General features: G+C 61.8%; 18 protein-coding genes. 9 read left to right on the top strand and 9 right to left on the bottom strand.

The annotated features are described in order from the left end of the window. Positions 1 to 220: 220 nt before the first annotated feature. Entirely contained in the window at positions 221 to 526 is a 306-nt protein-coding gene (locus S101446_RS17665; protein ID WP_157684825.1) for a hypothetical protein, read from the top strand. Here S101446_RS17665 and S101446_RS05860 read toward each other — a convergent pair. From S101446_RS05860 to guaA, 3 genes are all read right to left on the bottom strand, one after another. After that, positions 514 to 951, bottom strand: coding sequence for a lysozyme inhibitor LprI family protein (locus S101446_RS05860; protein WP_244184546.1), 438 nt, complete (start codon positions 949 to 951; stop codon positions 514 to 516). The two genes, S101446_RS17665 and S101446_RS05860, sit on opposite strands and share 13 nt — an antisense overlap. Before the next feature lie 15 nt (positions 952 to 966). After that, positions 967 to 1,701 carry a LysM peptidoglycan-binding domain-containing protein gene (locus S101446_RS05865; RefSeq protein WP_087607880.1) on the bottom strand — a complete coding sequence of 245 codons (735 nt, stop codon included), beginning with the start codon at positions 1,699 to 1,701 and terminating at the stop codon, positions 967 to 969. Between the two features lie 335 nt (positions 1,702 to 2,036). Then, positions 2,037 to 3,638, bottom strand: coding sequence for a glutamine-hydrolyzing GMP synthase (gene guaA, locus S101446_RS05870; RefSeq protein WP_182356493.1), 1,602 nt, complete (start codon positions 3,636 to 3,638; stop codon positions 2,037 to 2,039). Positions 3,639 to 3,805: 167 nt separating this feature from the next. Between guaA and S101446_RS05875 the strand changes: the two genes are divergently transcribed. The 3 genes from S101446_RS05875 (at position 3,806) to S101446_RS05885 (ending at position 5,142) form a co-directional block, all read left to right on the top strand. Then, entirely contained in the window at positions 3,806 to 4,195 is a 390-nt protein-coding gene (locus tag S101446_RS05875; RefSeq protein WP_087607881.1) for a hypothetical protein, read from the top strand. 96 nt (positions 4,196 to 4,291) lie between these two features. Continuing rightward, positions 4,292 to 4,798, top strand: a complete 507-nt coding sequence (locus tag S101446_RS05880) for an NUDIX hydrolase (RefSeq protein WP_019092254.1) — start codon at positions 4,292 to 4,294, stop codon at positions 4,796 to 4,798. Next, positions 4,795 to 5,142, top strand: a complete 348-nt coding sequence (locus S101446_RS05885) for a response regulator (RefSeq protein WP_010509320.1) — start codon at positions 4,795 to 4,797, stop codon at positions 5,140 to 5,142. Before S101446_RS05880 ends, S101446_RS05885 begins: the two co-directional genes overlap by 4 nt. 111 nt (positions 5,143 to 5,253) lie before the next feature. Here the strand turns inward: S101446_RS05885 and S101446_RS05890 are convergent, their stop codons facing one another. Together S101446_RS05890 and S101446_RS05895 are read right to left on the bottom strand one after the other, a co-directional pair. Next, positions 5,254 to 6,708 (bottom strand): ArnT family glycosyltransferase, encoded by a 1,455-nt coding sequence (locus S101446_RS05890; protein WP_087607882.1) that lies wholly within the window; start codon positions 6,706 to 6,708, stop codon positions 5,254 to 5,256. Continuing rightward, complete coding sequence (locus S101446_RS05895; protein ID WP_010509316.1) at positions 6,705 to 7,175, bottom strand: Lrp/AsnC family transcriptional regulator; 471 nt, start codon at positions 7,173 to 7,175, stop codon at positions 6,705 to 6,707. The genes S101446_RS05890 and S101446_RS05895 overlap by 4 nt, the downstream gene beginning before the upstream one ends. 141 nt (positions 7,176 to 7,316) lie before the next feature. On the opposite strand from S101446_RS05895, the gene trxB reads away from it, so the two are divergent. Together trxB and S101446_RS05905 are read left to right on the top strand one after the other, a co-directional pair. Further along, positions 7,317 to 8,273 (top strand): thioredoxin-disulfide reductase, encoded by a 957-nt coding sequence (gene trxB / locus S101446_RS05900; protein ID WP_010509314.1) that lies wholly within the window; start codon positions 7,317 to 7,319, stop codon positions 8,271 to 8,273. Positions 8,274 to 8,379: 106 nt separating this feature from the next. Then, a complete protein-coding gene (locus S101446_RS05905) occupies positions 8,380 to 9,264 on the top strand; it encodes a LysR family transcriptional regulator (protein WP_025438836.1) in 885 nt (294 codons plus the stop codon). Between the two features lie 96 nt (positions 9,265 to 9,360). Here the strand turns inward: S101446_RS05905 and S101446_RS05910 are convergent, their stop codons facing one another. From S101446_RS05910 to S101446_RS05925, 4 genes are all read right to left on the bottom strand, one after another. Then, on the bottom strand, positions 9,361 to 9,657 hold the full coding sequence (locus S101446_RS05910; RefSeq protein WP_019085399.1) for an integration host factor subunit beta: 297 nt from the start codon (positions 9,655 to 9,657) through the stop codon (positions 9,361 to 9,363). 26 nt (positions 9,658 to 9,683) lie between these two features. Further along, positions 9,684 to 10,613: a signal peptide peptidase SppA gene (sppA, locus tag S101446_RS05915; protein ID WP_019085400.1), complete on the bottom strand. Its 930-nt coding sequence runs from the start codon at positions 10,611 to 10,613 to the stop codon at positions 9,684 to 9,686. 62 nt (positions 10,614 to 10,675) lie between these two features. After that, positions 10,676 to 11,155, bottom strand: a complete 480-nt coding sequence (locus tag S101446_RS05920) for a MucR family transcriptional regulator (protein WP_010509308.1) — start codon at positions 11,153 to 11,155, stop codon at positions 10,676 to 10,678. 233 nt (positions 11,156 to 11,388) lie between these two features. Beyond that, on the bottom strand, positions 11,389 to 11,793 hold the full coding sequence (locus S101446_RS05925) for an ArsR/SmtB family transcription factor (protein ID WP_019085402.1): 405 nt from the start codon (positions 11,791 to 11,793) through the stop codon (positions 11,389 to 11,391). Positions 11,794 to 11,992: 199 nt separating this feature from the next. Here S101446_RS05925 and S101446_RS05930 point away from each other — a divergent pair, with 199 nt between their 5' ends. The 3 genes from S101446_RS05930 (at position 11,993) to S101446_RS05940 (ending at position 16,398) form a co-directional block, all read left to right on the top strand. Beyond that, positions 11,993 to 12,784, top strand: a complete 792-nt coding sequence (locus S101446_RS05930; RefSeq protein WP_087607883.1) for a sulfite exporter TauE/SafE family protein — start codon at positions 11,993 to 11,995, stop codon at positions 12,782 to 12,784. A gap of 44 nt (positions 12,785 to 12,828) precedes the next feature. Next, positions 12,829 to 14,064, top strand: coding sequence for a UdgX family uracil-DNA binding protein (locus S101446_RS05935; protein ID WP_087607884.1), 1,236 nt, complete (start codon positions 12,829 to 12,831; stop codon positions 14,062 to 14,064). A gap of 129 nt (positions 14,065 to 14,193) precedes the next feature. Then, positions 14,194 to 16,398 carry an FUSC family protein gene (locus S101446_RS05940; protein WP_010509300.1) on the top strand — a complete coding sequence of 735 codons (2,205 nt, stop codon included), beginning with the start codon at positions 14,194 to 14,196 and terminating at the stop codon, positions 16,396 to 16,398. Positions 16,399 to 16,414: the final 16 nt, after the last annotated feature.

Consider the following 16,414-nt stretch of genomic DNA (forward strand, 5'->3'; position numbering starts at 1 on the left):
AGCTTATTTAGCAATTGAGAGTGAATTGCAATATCAGATATGCACCTTTCCCGACCCGGTCCCGGCCCAGTGCGCATGTGCTGACACAGTCCGCCGCCCCCCTGCCGGTCACGGTCGCCCCCATATTGCGTGATTGAAAATATGGCGGGAAACCGGTCCCCGTCGGGCACCGTCCTGCGGCATTACCGTTCAACAACACCAGACGATACAGGGGGGGGTCATGCCCGAAGCCATGCCGTGCAATGTGATCGGAACGGGGAAAATGAAACCTTTTGTAAAGTTCAGTTCCTACGGACGGCATTTACGCCAGGGGCCGGGCATTAACGCCCGATCAGCATGGAGACAGTTCGAATTCTTTACGAAAATATTCCAGCGAATGTATTGTTATTTCGACAGACAATCAGGACACTTTATTGGCCCCGATACAGCATTCGCACCCGGCCATAAAAAAATACTTCAGGACGCAGTTCAGATAAACATGAAAGGAGATCTTATTTTTACCCAAGAAGCGAATTATTTAAGCTGAGACTGAGAGACAGCTTCCCGCAATTGCGCAATTCGCCTATAATTCAATGCGGCAACACACGCATATTCCCTGATCTCCAATGCATTACCAATTCCACTAGCCCCCAAAGACTTTATAAAGAGACAGTGCGCCGCACGATAATTAATAAATTCCTGCTTATCTATGGCGAAATGACTTTTAGCCTGAGCAATATATTGGTCTTCCACATCCCATCGGGACAACATGGTATTCACATAGGCTTCAGCTTGCGCTAATTTTCTTTGACTTTCATCACGTTTTTTCTGCAGGCATTCATGTATCCCTGCCATCGAAAACTCACTACATTCGTCATATATTTCCTCTGCTATTGGGACCATCGAATTAGTTTTTGCCATAGCTATCGTTGGAAGCCAGCAAACAAGACAAAACAAAGAAACTATCTTCATATTTATTAAATATTTTTATCGACCGACACGAGGGAATACATAATTCAGTTTCCTTGTATAATCATAAACATTAGCATGATTATATTTATCTGCCATCATGGCTGCAGAAACATTTTTCCATCCAAAAATAACCCGCTGTTCAGACGCTTTCTGATATTTCAGTTCCATTCCTGGCTTAAGCTGGGCTGGCGTAATACCCGGATTGAGGCTTTGCAGGTTTTTTACTGTTGTGCCTGTATTCCTTGCGATATGCCACAGATTGTTGTTCGATGCCGTGACCATAACTTTCTCGATCCTGGCATTAGGATCGACAACGGTATCCATCCGGAAGTTTGCCATCCTCATAAGCAGATATCCGACCCCGGCACGAATGTTATCGGCTGGATTGGCCCGGGCAGAGCCAACTGTCAGGCGTCCTTTCCACGCAGGTGGCACAATACGGTCGCCACCCTCCTTTCCAGACAGCAGCGAAGTCAGTCCCGGATCACCCGGATTACCAATCTGCATGGGCTGACGGTTCCATGCGGGGCTGTGTGCGCCCGTCTCTACCCAGATAATCGCCTTGATCCAGCGCCAGTCCAGCGGATGATAGCCAGGTGTATTGGATAAATGCCGGTTGTATTCATCAACCGTCCGGCGGATTTCGCTGTCCCATGCATTCCACTGGGCTGGGGAACGCCCGCCAGCATCAATGCCATCCTTCCATTTATCAAACGGGCTTCTGTTTGCCGATGATGGCTGAATGGCCACGCTCCTTTCCCCTGAACAACATGATATTTACTGCCCGTTTCATATCTTTCAATTGATGCAGATAGCAATCTGTGGGTTTAGGGAGGAATATGGGTATGTTCTGTGTGCTGATCTGGAAACGAATATTCAGAACCATTATTTAGTATAAAACAAAAATAGAAAATATATTTCCATAATAGACAATCAGAACTCTTTATTGGCCCCGGCATGGCGTTCGCGCCCGGCCATAAAAAAATCCTTCAGGACGCACACCCAAACGGGCACAAATCCTGAAGGATAATAAAACAGAAAATATTTATAATATAGACGCGTTATTTACTGGAAATAATACCTACTCATTCCCACTCAATCGTTCCCGGCGGCTTGGACGTAATGTCATAGGTCACGCGGTTCACGCCGCGCACTTCATTGACGATCCGCCCGGCCACGCGGTTGAGGAAGGACATGTCGAAGGGATAGATATCCGCCGTCATGCCATCGGTGCTGGTCACCGCGCGCAGGGCGCAGGCGTAGTCATATGTACGCCCGTCGCCCATGACGCCCACGGTGCGGACCGGCAGCAGCACGGCAAAGGCCTGCCAGATGGCGTCGTACAATCCGGCGGAGCGGATTTCCTCAAGGAAGATCGAATCAACGCGCCGCAACAGGTCCAGCTTCTCACGCGTGATGGCGCCGGGAATACGGATGGCCAGTCCCGGCCCGGGGAACGGGTGGCGGCCGACGATCGCTTCGGGGATATCCATCTCCCGGCCCAGTTCGCGCACCTCGTCCTTGAACAGTTCGCGCAGCGGCTCGACCAGTTTCATCTTCATCCGTTCCGGCAGGCCGCCCACGTTGTGGTGCGACTTGATGGTCACGGACGGGCCGCCGGTAAAGCTGACGCTTTCGATCACGTCGGGATACAGCGTGCCCTGCGCCAGGAATTCGGCGCCACCCAGTTTTGCCGCTTCTTCCTCGAACACTTCAATGAACAGGCGGCCAATGGTCTTGCGCTTGATTTCGGGGTCGCTCACCCCTTCCAGCGCGTTCAGGAACAGGTCGGACGCATCGCGGTGGATCAGGTGGATGTTGAAGCGGTCCCGGAAGGTCCGGATCACCTCATCCGCCTCACCCGCGCGCAGGATGCCGGGGTCAACGAAAATACAGGTCAGCTGGTCGCCAATGGCCTGATGGATCAGCACCGCCGCGACCGAGGAATCAACCCCCCCCGACAGGCCACAGATCACACGCCCCTTGCCCACCTGCTGGCGGATACGGGCAATTTCCATTTCACGGAAGCCCGCCATGGTCCACGTGCCCCGGCATCCCGCCACGTCATGGGTGAAGTTGCGCAGCAGCGCCGCGCCATGCGGGGTATGCACCACTTCGGGGTGGAACTGCACGCCATACAGGCGGCGGCCTTCGTCGGCGATGATGGCGAACGGCGCGCCCTCGCTCACGGCCACGGCCTGGAAACCGGGCGGCAGCTTTGTCACGCGGTCGCCGTGGCTCATCCATACCTGTTCACGCCCGCCACGTGCCCATGTGCCGCGGAACAGGGCGCAGTCCTTGATGATATCGATATGTGCGCGGCCGAATTCACGGTGTTCGGATGTTTCCACCGTGCCACCCAGCTGGCGGCACATGGCCTGCTGGCCATAGCAGATGCCCAGCACCGGCACGTTCAGGGCGAACACCACTTCAGGGATGGTCGGCGCGTCCTTGTCCAGCACGCTGGCCGGGCTGCCGGACAGGATGATGCCCTTCGGCGCAAAGGCGCGAATCCGCTCGGCGGTGCTGGAATACGGCCAGATTTCGCAATATACCCCGCTTTCACGCACGCGCCGGGCAATCAGCTGGGTGACCTGGCTGCCGAAATCCAGGATCAGGATACGATCCTCATGCAGGGATTCATCAAGTCCTGCGACAGGGGCGGCGGTCTTCGCGGTATCGTTCATCATGTATCTTTCGGTCGCGGCATTATCGATAGAACAGGCTTCCAGCATGAGCTGGCAACATATTGCAAGGGTGGGATAGTCTTTCCCGCGCAGATAGCACAATATATGCATTCAGGCAGGCCTGTCTTTCCTGTCGGCTCCGACAAACCGGATCATATGGTTGTTTCATGACTGCACGTTCTTTCCTGCTGGCGGCCGCCTGCGCCGCCTGCCTTCCCCTTGCCGCTTCCCCCGCGCGCGCCGACGCCAAAAATGACCCCGTGGGACTGTGGACGGGGCAACTGGTGCGCGACCAGGGCAACTGCAGCACCGAAACCGGCAATACCTCCACCTTCCAGATCGGCACGAAACGCATGACGTTCACCCCGGCCGACGGATCCATAGCACTGACGGGCGTGCCACAGAAAAAGGCCGACCTGTACCATACCGAAACCGTGGTCAGGCAGCCATCTGGCGCCGCCTTCCCCATGGTGTTCGAAGCCCGCCCCGAAGGCAACGCGATGGTCGGCACCTACGGCACCCCGCGCTGCCGGGCGCATATCGTGATGAAACGCTAGTTTTTTCCTGCCTGCCGGGCCGTGTTCACGCAATCGGGAACAAAGCGGTCCGATACAGGCATGGATGCGGGGCCACGATCCGATATATTCTCATATATGGCTGATAACATGACACTAGCCGGGGCCGTCCTGTCCATTGTGGTCCGCAACGGGCGCATGCTGCTGGTCTGCAGGCGCAATCCACCGGATCAGGGGCTGTGGGGGTTTCCCGGCGGCCGCATCGAATACGGCGAAAGCTACCTGGACGCGGCAGCGCGCGAACTGCGTGAGGAAACCGGCTTCATCACCCATGCCGAGGGCACGCTGACGGCCTTTGACCTGATCGACCGTGACGATACGGGCCGGATCCGCTTCCACTACCTGATCGTGGCCGTGAAATGCCATGACAATGGCTGGACCGATATCACGGCGGGCGATGATGCGTGTGACGTGGGGTGGTTTGACATGGCGCAGGTGCGCGCCGACCCCGCCGCCTTCAGCCCCGGCCTGCTGGAACTGGGCACGCTGGCCCTGTCCCCGCGCGGCATCGCCCCATGGCCGGTGGCCGCGCAGGTGCGCACCCCCGCCCCCCATTCCCCCCGGACCGAGAGCATCCCGTCATGACCCAGATTTCTGCCCTGATTGTCGAGGACGAGGCGACGATAGCGGAACTGGTCGCCACCATGCTGGAGGCAAACGGCATTCACGCCACCATAAGCCCCGACGTGGCCGACGCCATGCAGCGGATCGGGGATACGCGCTATACGCTGGCGCTGGTGGACCTGACCCTGCCCGATGGCGACCCGGACGCCCTGATCGCCACGGCGCAGGCCCAGGGCTGCCATGTGATCGTGATGAGCGGCGACCCCGACCGCCTGGCCGGTTACGCGCCGCTGCCGCTGCTGGAAAAACCCTTCCGCATGAAGGCATTGCTGGAACAGGTCCGTCAGGTCGCCCCGGCGGCCTGAACCTTAACATTTGGGAATCAAACGTTTTTTGTGCCGCCGTTTTTTCAAAAGGCGGTATTCCCTGAAGCTTTTTGAAAAAAGCTTCACCCAAAACTTTTGATACTGTCCCTGTTACGGCGTGGGCAGCCTTACGATGGCGCTGCGCTGTGCGGGTGACAGGTCCGTGCGCAGGCTGACGCGGTACAGGGCAACCCGTTCCGCCACACGTCCCTGCCGCCCACGCACAAGTGTATCGACCTGCCGGACCGACACGAATACATCGCGGTCAAAATCACGGCGGGGATTACAGACCATGATCCCGTCGCCCGAAACATCATGCGGCAGGTTGAACAGCGCCCAGCGCGGCTCCATCCCCACCACGACCCGGCCGGGCATGACGGTGGCCAGTTCCGCCGCCGTGCCGTAGTCACACGCGGCAATGAAATCACCCGGTCGTGCCTGGTCCGCAATCCCGGTGGCCAGATCACGCCATCCCGCCATCTGCCGCAACGCCACGTCCGTATGGGCTGATAGCGGCAGCGGGGCGAACAGCGCCTGCATGTAAACCAGCGCGCCAACCAGCACGCCGCCCCCGACCGCCCAGCGGCCCCACCGCCATGCCACCGTGGCAGTACCTGCCGCCAGCATGGGATAGATCACCATCGGCCAGTTCGCCTGCACCCGGTCGCCCAAGGCATGCTGCATGAATACGCAGGCCGGCAGCAGCGTCATGCACGACAGTAACGCGCAACCGCCCCCCCGCCGCGCATGGCGCAGCGCGACCACCTGCCCCCATATGAAAAAGGCCGCGATGCCGGGCGTCATCAACCCCAGTTGCCCCGCCGCCAGTTCGGTCAGGAACTGCACGGCCCGGCCCGGATGCCAGTCTGCTGTCCGCCCGCCCTGCCGGACAAAACTGGCCCAGTCATGCCGCGCATTCCACCACACCACCGGTGTAACGCACGCGGCCGCCACCACCACGCCGCCCACAACGCCCGGCACCTGCCGCAACCCCCATGCGCGGTGACGCAGCCCCCGGACCACCAGCCACAGCCCGATGCCGCCAACCGGCAGGATGGCGGTATATTTACTGTCGCACGCAAGGCCCGCGGCCAGACCCGCCACCAGCCACCAGCCCGTCCCCGCCCCAACCGTGACGCGGCCCATGGCCCATAGCAGCATGGATATGAAAAACATCACCGGCATGTCCGGTGTTATGACAACCGACTGAATTGCCAGCGCCAGAGTCGCCTGCAACATGACGCAGGCCCGCATGCCCCCTGCCCGCCCCGCATCGGGCAGCAGGTCACGCACGGCGCGGAACACGAAAAAGGACAGCCCCGCCCCCGCCAGCACCCCCACCAGCCGGACGCCAAACGCATTGTCGCCGCCCAGCAGCATGCCCAGCCGTATCCACACCGCCACCATGGGCGGATGGTCAAGGTAGCCTGCGGCGGGGGCGAAGGCCCACAGCCGGTAATACGCTTCATCAGGGGAAAGTGGCAGGATACCCGCCACGACCAGCCGCAGGCCGGCCAGCAGCACAAGCAGGTACAGCCACCAGCGCGGGCTGTACCGCACCCTCACACAGGCACGCCGGGACGGTTCAGGCTGGTGCGGATGGTCTGCAGCGTCTGCACGCGCACCACATGCGGGGCTTCGGTCAACTGGCGGGTCAGCAGGTTTTCATGGGTCGCGTCGCGCGCCACCAGCCGGACCAGGAAATCCCCCCCGCCCCGGATCATGTGGCATTCGCGCACTTCCGGCCAGCCCGATACCTGGTTTTCAAAAGCGGACAGGACCGCTTCCTTCTGGCTGTCCAGCCCGATCAGCGCGAACAGCGTGATCGACCACCCCAGCCGCGCGCCATCCGTATCGGCATGGTAGCCACGGATCACGTGGTCTTCCTCCAGCCGGCGCATGCGGCGCAGGCAGGGCGGCGCGGAAATGCCCACGCGCCGCGCAAGTTCCACGTTCGTCATGCGTCCGTCCAGCTGAAGCTCGGCCACAATCCGACGGTCAATCGCATCCAGATCAGCCATCCGTTCCGCCATGCCTGTTCCATCTTTCGCAAAGGGGGCGGCTGTCGCGCCCATATGCCGTAATAATGATGCCCTTCCTACTCCAACCCTTGCACGGACGCCAGTGGACGACCATACCAAAGGAAATTGTGACGATAGGGTTTTTCTGATCTCATGCCCCAGACGTGTTCTACCGACCTGCTTGTCATTGGTGCGGGTCCCGCCGGTTACACTGCCGCCATCTATGCCGCGCGCGCGAATCTTTCCCCCGTCCTGGTCGCCGGGCTGCAGCCCGGCGGGCAGCTGATGATCACCACGGATGTGGAAAATTATCCCGGCTTCGCCAAGGGCGTGCAGGGACCGGACCTGATGATGCAGATGGCCGAACAGGCCGGCAATGTCGGCACGCGGCTTATGGATGACATCATCGTCTCATGCGATTTCACCCGCGCGGACGGCACCGGCCGGTTCTACGCCACCGGCGATTCCGGCACGGTGTATGAAGCGCGCAGCGTGATCATCGCCACCGGCGCGCAGGCCAAGTGGCTGGGCGTGCCGGGGGAAAAGGAATTCCAGGGTTCCGGCGTTTCGGCCTGCGCCACATGCGACGGCTTTTTCTATCGCGGCAAGCGGGTGGCCGTGGTGGGCGGCGGCAATACGGCGGTGGAAGAAGCGCTGTACCTGACCCACCACGCCAGCCACGTGACCCTGATCCACCGCCGCGACAGCCTGCGCGCGGAAAAGATCCTGCAGGACCGGCTGCACGCCAACCCGAAGATTTCAGTCATATGGAACAGTGCGGTCGAACGCATTACCGGCAGCGGCACGCCCCCCGTGGTCACGGGGGCGGACCTGCGCAACACCGTGACCGGCGCGATGCAGCATATTGATGTTGACGGGGTGTTCGTTGCCATCGGCCATGCGCCCAATACCACAATTTTCCGTGATGTGGTGGCGATCGATACAGACGGTTACATCATCACCACGCCGGGCAGTACCCGCACCTCCGTTCCCGGCGTTTTCGCCGCGGGTGACGTGCAGGACAAGATATTTCGCCAGGCGGTGACAGCGGCTGGCACCGGGTGCATGGCGGCACTGGAAGCCGAGCGCTTTCTTGCGGCAGCGCAGTAATGAAACATGAAGAGTCCTTGACCTGCCTCCGTATTTCCTTCACCACAACGTTTAGTGTCATAACACTTGGCGCGCCCTTTATTAGATAGCAAAGCGGAGTCAACGCGTGGACTGGGATAAACTCCGGATATTTCATGCTGTAGCCGAAGCAGGGTCGTTCACCCATGCCGGCGACGTGCTTAACCTGAGCCAGTCTGCGGTATCGCGGCAGATTTCAGCCCTGGAAGAGGCGCTGCAGGTCCCTCTTTTCCACCGGCATGCCCGGGGGCTGATCCTGACCGAACAGGGTGAGACACTGAACCAGACGGTCCGGGAAGTCTTCTCCAAGCTGGCCATGACGCAGTCCCTGCTGACGGAAAGCAAGGAAAAGGCGGCGGGACGGCTACGGGTCACCACGACAACCGGCTTTGGCACCTGCTGGCTTACGCCACGGCTGCACCGGTTCATGGAAACCAATCCTGACATTTCGATCACCCTGATCCTGGAAGATAACGACCTGGATCTGGGCATGCGCGAAGCGGATGTCGCGGTGCGCATGCACCCGCCCCGCCAGCCGGACCTGATCCAGCGGCACCTGGCGGATTTTCCGCTGCCGATCTATGCCTCGCAGTCATACCTGAATGATTACGGCACGCCCCGCACGCTGGAGGAACTGAACGCCCACAAGCTGGTGCTGTTCGGCGGCTACCACCCGCCCGTGCCGCACATCAACTGGCTGGCTGAAACCGGCGTCCCGTCGGATGAACGCCGTCAGGCGCGGCTGGAGGTCAACAGCCTGGCCGCCATGGCGGGCGCGATCGCGGCCGGTATCGGAATCGGGTCGATCCCGCTTTACGCGGCGTCGCAGTATCCCAACCTGGTCAAGATCCTGCCCGAAGTGCCGCTGCCCACGGTCGATGCCTATTTCGTGTACCCCGAGGAACTGCGCACGTCCAAGCGCGTGGCGGTGTTCCGTGACTTCCTGCTGGCGGAAATCAACGCCCGCCACTGATCACGGCAAATACCCGCCCCAGGATAAAGAAACACCGCGCCGGGTCCGACCCGGCGCGGTGTTTTTGTCAGAGGCGGCCTGGAAACGGACGGATGATCAGTCGGTTGCCTGATGCGACTGGTTGACGCGTTCGCGCAGTTCCTTGCCCGCCTTGAAAAACGGCACCACCTTTTCCTCCACCGACACGGTTTCCCCCGTGCGGGGGTTGCGGCCGGTGCGGGCGTCGCGTTTCTTGACCGTAAACGCCCCGAAACCGCGCAGTTCCACCCTGTCCCCCCGCATCAGTGCGTTACTGACTTCCGTAAAGATGACCTGAACAATACGTTCCACCTCCCGTATGGGCAGATGTGGACGCGCAGCAGCAAGTTCGGCAATCAATTCCGATCTGGTCATCCTGTTCCCCTAATTTAAACAACAGATTAAAGTTTCCAGATCGCAACGGCCCCGTCAAGCGCGGTACTTTCCTTCAACAGAAATTCTGCACCCGGCACCCCCGACAGGATACCCGAAAACCACCGACGCCAGTTGACCCGCGTGGCGGCGGGGCCAATATCGGTCACCTGCACATCATCGGGCAGATGTGTGTTGCCGATCAACCATTTACGCGCATCCGCCATGGACCCGACCTGATCCACCAGCCCCAGCGGGACCGCCTGCTGCCCGGTATAGGGGCGGCCATCGGCCAGTTCCCTTACACGCTCGACCGGCATATGCCGGTCCTGCGCCACGACATTGACGAAAAAACCGTACAGGTCGGCAATCACGCCCTGCAGCATCTCGCGGCCTTCGGGCGAAAGCGGCTGCACCATGGACGGCTGCCCCTTCATCGGGCCGGACACAAGCTGGTCCACATGCACGCCCACCCGGCCCAGCAGGCCCGATACATCGGGCGATTCCAGAATGACCCCGATCGATCCGGTCAGGGTGGACCGGTTGGCGAAAATGCGCGAAGCGGGCACCGACACCATATACCCGGCCGATGCCGCAACCCCGCCCATGGACACCACCACCGGCTTGCGCCGGGCAAAGGCGGCCACGGCGTCATGCAGCACCTCGCCCCCCGTTACCGCGCCGCCGGGGCTGTTGACCTCCAGCACCAGGCCACGGACCGAGGCGTCATCGGCAGCTTTCTGCAGGGCTTCGACATTTTCATGTTCGTCGGCGGGGATGATCCCCTCCAGCTTCAGATGGACCAGGTGTGGCGCGTGGCCCGTCAGCCCGCCGCCGCCGGCGCGCAATGCGGCCACGATGCAGGCAAGGACAAAAAAAGCCACAGCCCCGCCCCGCCAGACCAGAAGCCGGCGACGAAGGGATGTGGCATGCAACAGCATATCGGGGTCAGTATCCATGACGGAGCCATATCATGGATACCCCCCATACCGAAGGCAGGACTATGAAAGCCGGGTCACCATCATGCCTTGCGCCGGCGGCGGGTGGGCCGGGCCGGTTCATCATGGTCGGCGGAAGCCGCGGCAGCAGCGGCGGAGGCTGCGGTAATCTTGCGGCCAAGACCGATTTCACGCGCAAGGCTGGACCGGCGTTCGGCATAATTGGGGGCGACCATGGGGTATTCGGCCGGCAGGCCCCAGCGTTCGCGGTACTGTTCCGGCGTCATGCCATAGGCGCTGTGCAGGTGGCGCTTGAGCATCTTGAGTTTCTTGCCGTCTTCCAGGCAGACGATGTAATCCGGAAAGACCGATCGCTTGATCGGCACGGCGGGCTGTGGCTTTTCAGGTTCGTTTACCGGACGTCCGGCCGCGGACAGCGCCTGATAGACATTACGTATCAGGTCGGGAAGCACATCGGCCGCGACACTATTGTTTGAAACATGCGCCGACACGATCTGTGTCGTCAGTTCCAGACATGAAAAATCCTGCTCTGTATCAGACATAATATATTCCGTGCCTCTGTATTCAGCCATGTCGTCGCGATTTCCACACGAACTTTCATTTCAGGGACATATACTGCCCCATCAATAAATACAATACTTCTGCCTTGCCCATGCTGCGTATTATCAAGCGGAATGTTTCGTTTATATTATATAGAATGCCCCGTCCTAAATAATGCGCCCATAATATGAACACCCGTTTTGTAGAAATTCATTTCATGTTGTATCAATATTTTTCATGCATCCACGTGGATACGGGCGAAACAGGCTGCGGTGCCGTCATGCGCCATCTGCGCGGGCGGGTTTTTCCTGCGCAATACGCCGCTCAACTTCTCCATATCGAATGCCGGGTCGCAGGCTGCGCAGATCAGGCGGATGCGCGTTTCCTCCATATTATCCTTAATGCTGTAAATGACCTGTCGGGCCTCCTTGCGTGTTATAACGATTTCCGCCCGCCGGAGTTCCGCCAGCTGCTGACTTAACGTGGGCTGACCGATACCGGTTTCAGCTTCGATCTGGCCCACGCTCTTTTCGCCTTCCAGCAGGCAGGCCAGCACCATCAGCCGCTGCGGCTGCGCCAGCAGACGCAGGCGCTGTACAAGGTTTTCTGCAATTTCTCGTGTTCTGGGCAGATTGCTCATGTCACGGATCCCCTCGACCAGTTAGGCAAACCCGCTACGTACCATAATCCCGCCCGGTGGAACACAGGATAGGACTTGATAAAATACATACATAATATATTAAACAGATAAACCATTTATGCACCCCTCTTTACGGGAGCCTACATGACCGACCGCGCCGCATACGCATCCATGGCCACCCGGCCCGGCCCGCGCTGTCATGGCTGACGGGCTGCAGACCCTGCTGGGGCTGTGCAGCGGCGGGGTCATCGGCTTCACGCTGGGGCTGGTCGGTGGCGGGGGATCGATCCTTGCGGTGCCGCTGCTGCTTTATGTGGTGGGCGTTACCGACCCGCACCGGGCCATCGGCACCAGCGCGCTGGCCGTGACCATCAATGCGCTGTGCAGCCTGGCCAGCCATGCGCGGGCGGGCAATGTCGTGTGGAAATGCGCCGCGCTGTTCGCCAGCGCCGGCATATCCGGCGCGCTGGCGGGGGCGGCGTGCGGCAAGATCATCAACGGGCAGCACCTGTTGTTCCTGTTCGCCCTTGTCATGGTCGCGGTTGGCGCACTGATGGCGCGCGGGTGCCACCAGCCCGCGGCACGGGCGCGGCCTGCCACCATGCGCACGGCCCCGCTGCCCATCGTGGCGTACGGGGTCCTGACGGGGTTCTGTTCCGGGTTCTTTGGCATTGGCGGGGGGTTCCTGATCGTGCCGGCCCTGCTGGCGGCGACCGGCATGCCCATGCTCAACGCCATTGCGACATCGCTGGTGGCAGTCTGCGCATTCGGGCTGACAACATCGGTCAGCTACGCGGCGGCGGGCATGGTGGACCTGCCCATGGTGGGCATCCTGGTCGCGGGGGGCATTGCGGGCAGCGCGGGCGGCAGCACGCTGGCGCGGCATCTGGGCCAGCACCCGCAACGGCTGCGCCGGATCTTTGCCTACCTTATTTTCATTGTGGCGTTCTACATGATGTGGCGCAGCGCGCGGGCAATGGGCCTTGCCTGACACGGTGCGCGACCATCGCGCCGCCATGACCGGAAAGCCGCCCCATGTCCCAGACCATCCCCCAGACCACCGTAACCCTTGACCACCCGGTCGACTTTGCCCGCTGGCGCAGCGCGACGCGCGCCCTGGTGGGCCAGCATGTCCCGCCGGGGGACATTGCGTGGCATGTCGCGCCATCCGGCACGCCGGACACCCCCGCCCCCGCGCAGGCCGCCCCGCCCTTCCGCATCCCGCGTGAAACCATGCAGATGGCGGCGGACGTGCTACAGTCCATGCTGCCTGACCGCTTCACCCTCGCCTACCACCTGATCTACGCGCACGCGACCGGGACCGCGATGCCGCCGCCGGACCTTGCGCGGATCGAGGACGCGGCGGACACCGTGCGCGCGGAAACCGCGCACCTGCGCCACGACCTGTTCACCCTCATGCAGCACGGCGACGGGCAGGAGGCATGGCACGCCACCATGGCGGCCACGACCTATGCGCCCGAAAGCAATGCGCGGTTCATGACCTTCCAGCTGTCGCTTGCGCCATGGCGGCTGGCGCTGCCGGGGCGACGGATGGAATGGACGGGCGAAAAACTGCTGTACGGGCAGGATGACGCCGCCCCCGCGCCCATTGCCTTTGGCAGCCTGCCGCCGCCCGCCATGCCGCTGGTGACCGACCTGGACATTCCCCGCATCACCGCCCTGCCCGCCGTGGCGCTGGCGGCGCGGACCTGCCGCATCTGCCCCATGGCCCGCCACGCCACCCAGACCGTGTTTGGCGAGGGCCGAAGCGACGCGCGCATGATGTTTGTCGGTGAACAGCCGGGGGACAAGGAGGACCGTGCCGGCCGCCCCTTTGTCGGCCCGGCGGGCCAGCTGTTCGACCGCGCCCTGCTGGAAGCGGGAATCGAACGTGACGACACGTATGTGACCAATACCGTCAAGCACTTCAAGTTCCGCCCCCGTGGCACGCGCCGCATCCATGAAAAGGCCGGGCCGGAGGAAATTGCCAACTGCGCCCCCTGGCTTGCGGCGGAACGGCGGATCATCCGCCCACATGTGCTGGTCATGCTGGGGGCCACGGCGGCATCCGCCCTGCTGGGCCGCCATGTCACGATCGGGCGTGAACGATCACGCGCGATCACGCTTGAAGATGGCGCGACCGGGGTGGTGACGGTGCATCCCTCCTTCCTGCTGCGCGTGCCCGATGACGCGGCGCGCGCGCGCGAATATGACCGTTTTGTCGCGGACCTGAAGCTGGCGGCCAGCCTGCGTGCGCCCGTAGCCCCCTGACCCGCCACGAAACCCGCAGCAATCCCCGCCACGAGGAAAGCCGATGCCAGATATGCACTCGCGACACCGTTACGCCATGCCAAGATGCGTTATGGATAAGGCGCCCCATGTCGCCGGAAGCCGCATATCGTGCCTGCAGACCTGAATCTTCTGCCCTCTTTTGTTACCCGTCTTTTCAACGGAAAGCATTTTCCCACCATACGTGCCCCCGGCTATGCACGGATGAGTGGCCTGAAATGGCTGTATGCCCCCACGCCCGAGGCCCTGGCCTTTGCCGTGCGCACCACGTTCGCGGCGCTGATGGCGCTGACCATCGCCATGTGGATGGAACTGGACGACCCGCCATGGGCCGCCATGACGGTGTGGATCGTGGCCCAGGGATCACGCGGGGAAAGCCTGTCGAAAGCCCGGTGGCGACTGGTGGGCACGGCCATCGGGGCGATCAGCGCCGTCATCCTGGTCTGTTCGTTTCCGCAGGCGCCGTGGCTGTTCTTCCCCGCCATCAGCATATGGATCGGGCTGTGCTGCATGTGCGCGACGCTGGTGCGCAACTTCCGGTCCTATGCGCTGGTGCTGTCGGGCTATACCTGCGCCATCATCGCGCTGGCCGCGACGCGCGACCCCGACAACATCTTCATGATCACCATGTCGCGCACGTCCTATATCGTACTGGGCATCACGTGCGAGACGCTGGTGGCGGTGCTGTTCGCGCACAACCTCGCATCAAGCGCGCGGCGCAACATGCGCCAGAAGATCCAGATGGCGCTGGGCAGCTCGACCGATGCGGTGGCCAACCTGCTGGCGGGGGACGAAGCGGCCTTCATCCGCTCACGCGCGCTGTTCGGCACGATCCTGAGCATCAACGACCAGATCGAGTTCAGTGAAGTCGAGATGGGCCCCCACGGGCATGAAGGCGACCATGCGCGCGCGGCCCTTGCCGCCGTGTCCGTCCTGCTGTCCCGCGGGCTGGGCATGATGGCGCGCATCAAGGCGCTGGGCACCACGAACGAACAGTTTACCGAAACATCGCTGCTGACACGCACCTTCCTGCTGGGCGTGCCCGCGCGGCTGGAAAACGACGCCGAGATCCCGCACATCCAGCAGGACCTGCAGGACCTGCGTGGCGTGTGCCGCCAGCGCATCATCGACGCGCTGACCCATGAAATCAGCATGGCCCCCACGACGGAAACGCTTGAGGTGGACGACCTGCTGAACTGCCGTATCCTGCATAACGCGCTGGATGAACTGCTGGGGGAACTGGAACAGGCCATTGCGGAATTCGACGCCAGCCAGCACGAAATCCGTGGCGACCACTTCCATTTCCGCATCGAGGCGCACCGCGATTTCAAGGAAGCGGCCTATAACGGCATCCGCGCCGCCGTGGCCATCGGCGCGTCCGCCCTGATATGGGAAGTGACGGCATGGGCCAACGGCATCGGCTTCATCACCATGGTCGCGGTGACGTGCGGGCTGTTCGCCACGCGTGAAAACCCGGTGGTGGGCACCATGAACTTCCTGCGCGGGGCGTGCTGGGCGGTGTTTGTCTCGGGCTTCCTCGTGCTTCTGTTCCTGCCGCGGCCTGCGGAATTCGAAATGCTGGCCGCCGTCCTCGCCCTGCCCATGATCGCGGGCGGGCTTGCCGCGCGCAACCCGGCCACGGCGGGGGCGGCCGCGTCCTACTGCCTGTTCCTGCCCAACCTTGTGGGGCCGGGCAACCAGACGCGACTGAACGAAATCGCGTATTTCAACGCCTCCTTTGCATTGCTGTGCAGCATCGGCTTCGCGGTGCTGATCTTCCGCGCCGTGCTGCCGTTCGACAATGATGAAGAACGCTGGCGCATGCGCAACCGCACGCTGCATGACCTGCGGCACCTGGCCTCCGCCCAGCCCATGCCGCGCACGCAGTCGTGGATCGGGCGCAATACGGACCGTTTCTCCCGCCTGATCCGCCATGCGGGGCCGACGCCCACCCCCACCATCGAGGCTTACCTGCAGGGCACGCTGTCGGCCATGACCATCGGGCTGAACATCATCCGCCTGCGCACGGTCATGGAACGCGGGCAGCTGCCGCCTGCCGCCAACCGCGCCATCGAACTGTTCCTCAGCCGCATGTCGCAGTTCAGTGGCCGGTACGGGCGCTTTGGCCGCACGGCGCGGGTGGCGCGCGGGGCCACGCGCAGCCTGCGGCGGCTGGAGGCGACGGAAACCAACATCACGTCGCGTATCGAGATCACGCGCGCCATTGCCTATCTGCTGGTCATTTCCTATGAACTGGGCGCCAACGCAGCCTTCCTTGATGCTTCCCAGCCCTATCGCATGACCGACGGATCATGACGCGCCCCTGACACGG

The sequence above is a fragment of the Komagataeibacter europaeus genome (assembly GCF_002173515.1).
GTDB lineage: Bacteria > Pseudomonadota > Alphaproteobacteria > Acetobacterales > Acetobacteraceae > Komagataeibacter > Komagataeibacter europaeus.

Coding starts and splice junctions, on each gene's coding strand:
- guaA (WP_182356493.1), bottom strand. CDS start 3,638: ATGAACGATACCGCGAAGACCGCCGCCCCTGTCGCAGGACTTGATGAA.
- S101446_RS05860 (WP_244184546.1), bottom strand. CDS start 951: ATGAAGATAGTTTCTTTGTTTTGTCTTGTTTGCTGGCTTCCAACGATA.
- S101446_RS05920 (WP_010509308.1), bottom strand. CDS start 11,155: ATGTCTGATACAGAGCAGGATTTTTCATGTCTGGAACTGACGACACAG.
- S101446_RS05895 (WP_010509316.1), bottom strand. CDS start 7,175: ATGGCGGAACGGATGGCTGATCTGGATGCGATTGACCGTCGGATTGTG.
- S101446_RS05925 (WP_019085402.1), bottom strand. CDS start 11,793: ATGAGCAATCTGCCCAGAACACGAGAAATTGCAGAAAACCTTGTACAG.
- S101446_RS05910 (WP_019085399.1), bottom strand. CDS start 9,657: ATGACCAGATCGGAATTGATTGCCGAACTTGCTGCTGCGCGTCCACAT.
- S101446_RS05880 (WP_019092254.1), top strand. CDS start 4,292: ATGGCTGATAACATGACACTAGCCGGGGCCGTCCTGTCCATTGTGGTC.
- S101446_RS05935 (WP_087607884.1), top strand. CDS start 12,829: ATGTCCCAGACCATCCCCCAGACCACCGTAACCCTTGACCACCCGGTC.
- S101446_RS05885 (WP_010509320.1), top strand. CDS start 4,795: ATGACCCAGATTTCTGCCCTGATTGTCGAGGACGAGGCGACGATAGCG.
- S101446_RS05875 (WP_087607881.1), top strand. CDS start 3,806: ATGACTGCACGTTCTTTCCTGCTGGCGGCCGCCTGCGCCGCCTGCCTT.
- sppA (WP_019085400.1), bottom strand. CDS start 10,613: ATGGATACTGACCCCGATATGCTGTTGCATGCCACATCCCTTCGTCGC.
- trxB (WP_010509314.1), top strand. CDS start 7,317: ATGCCCCAGACGTGTTCTACCGACCTGCTTGTCATTGGTGCGGGTCCC.
- S101446_RS17665 (WP_157684825.1), top strand. CDS start 221: ATGCCCGAAGCCATGCCGTGCAATGTGATCGGAACGGGGAAAATGAAA.
- S101446_RS05930 (WP_087607883.1), top strand. CDS start 11,993: ATGGCTGACGGGCTGCAGACCCTGCTGGGGCTGTGCAGCGGCGGGGTC.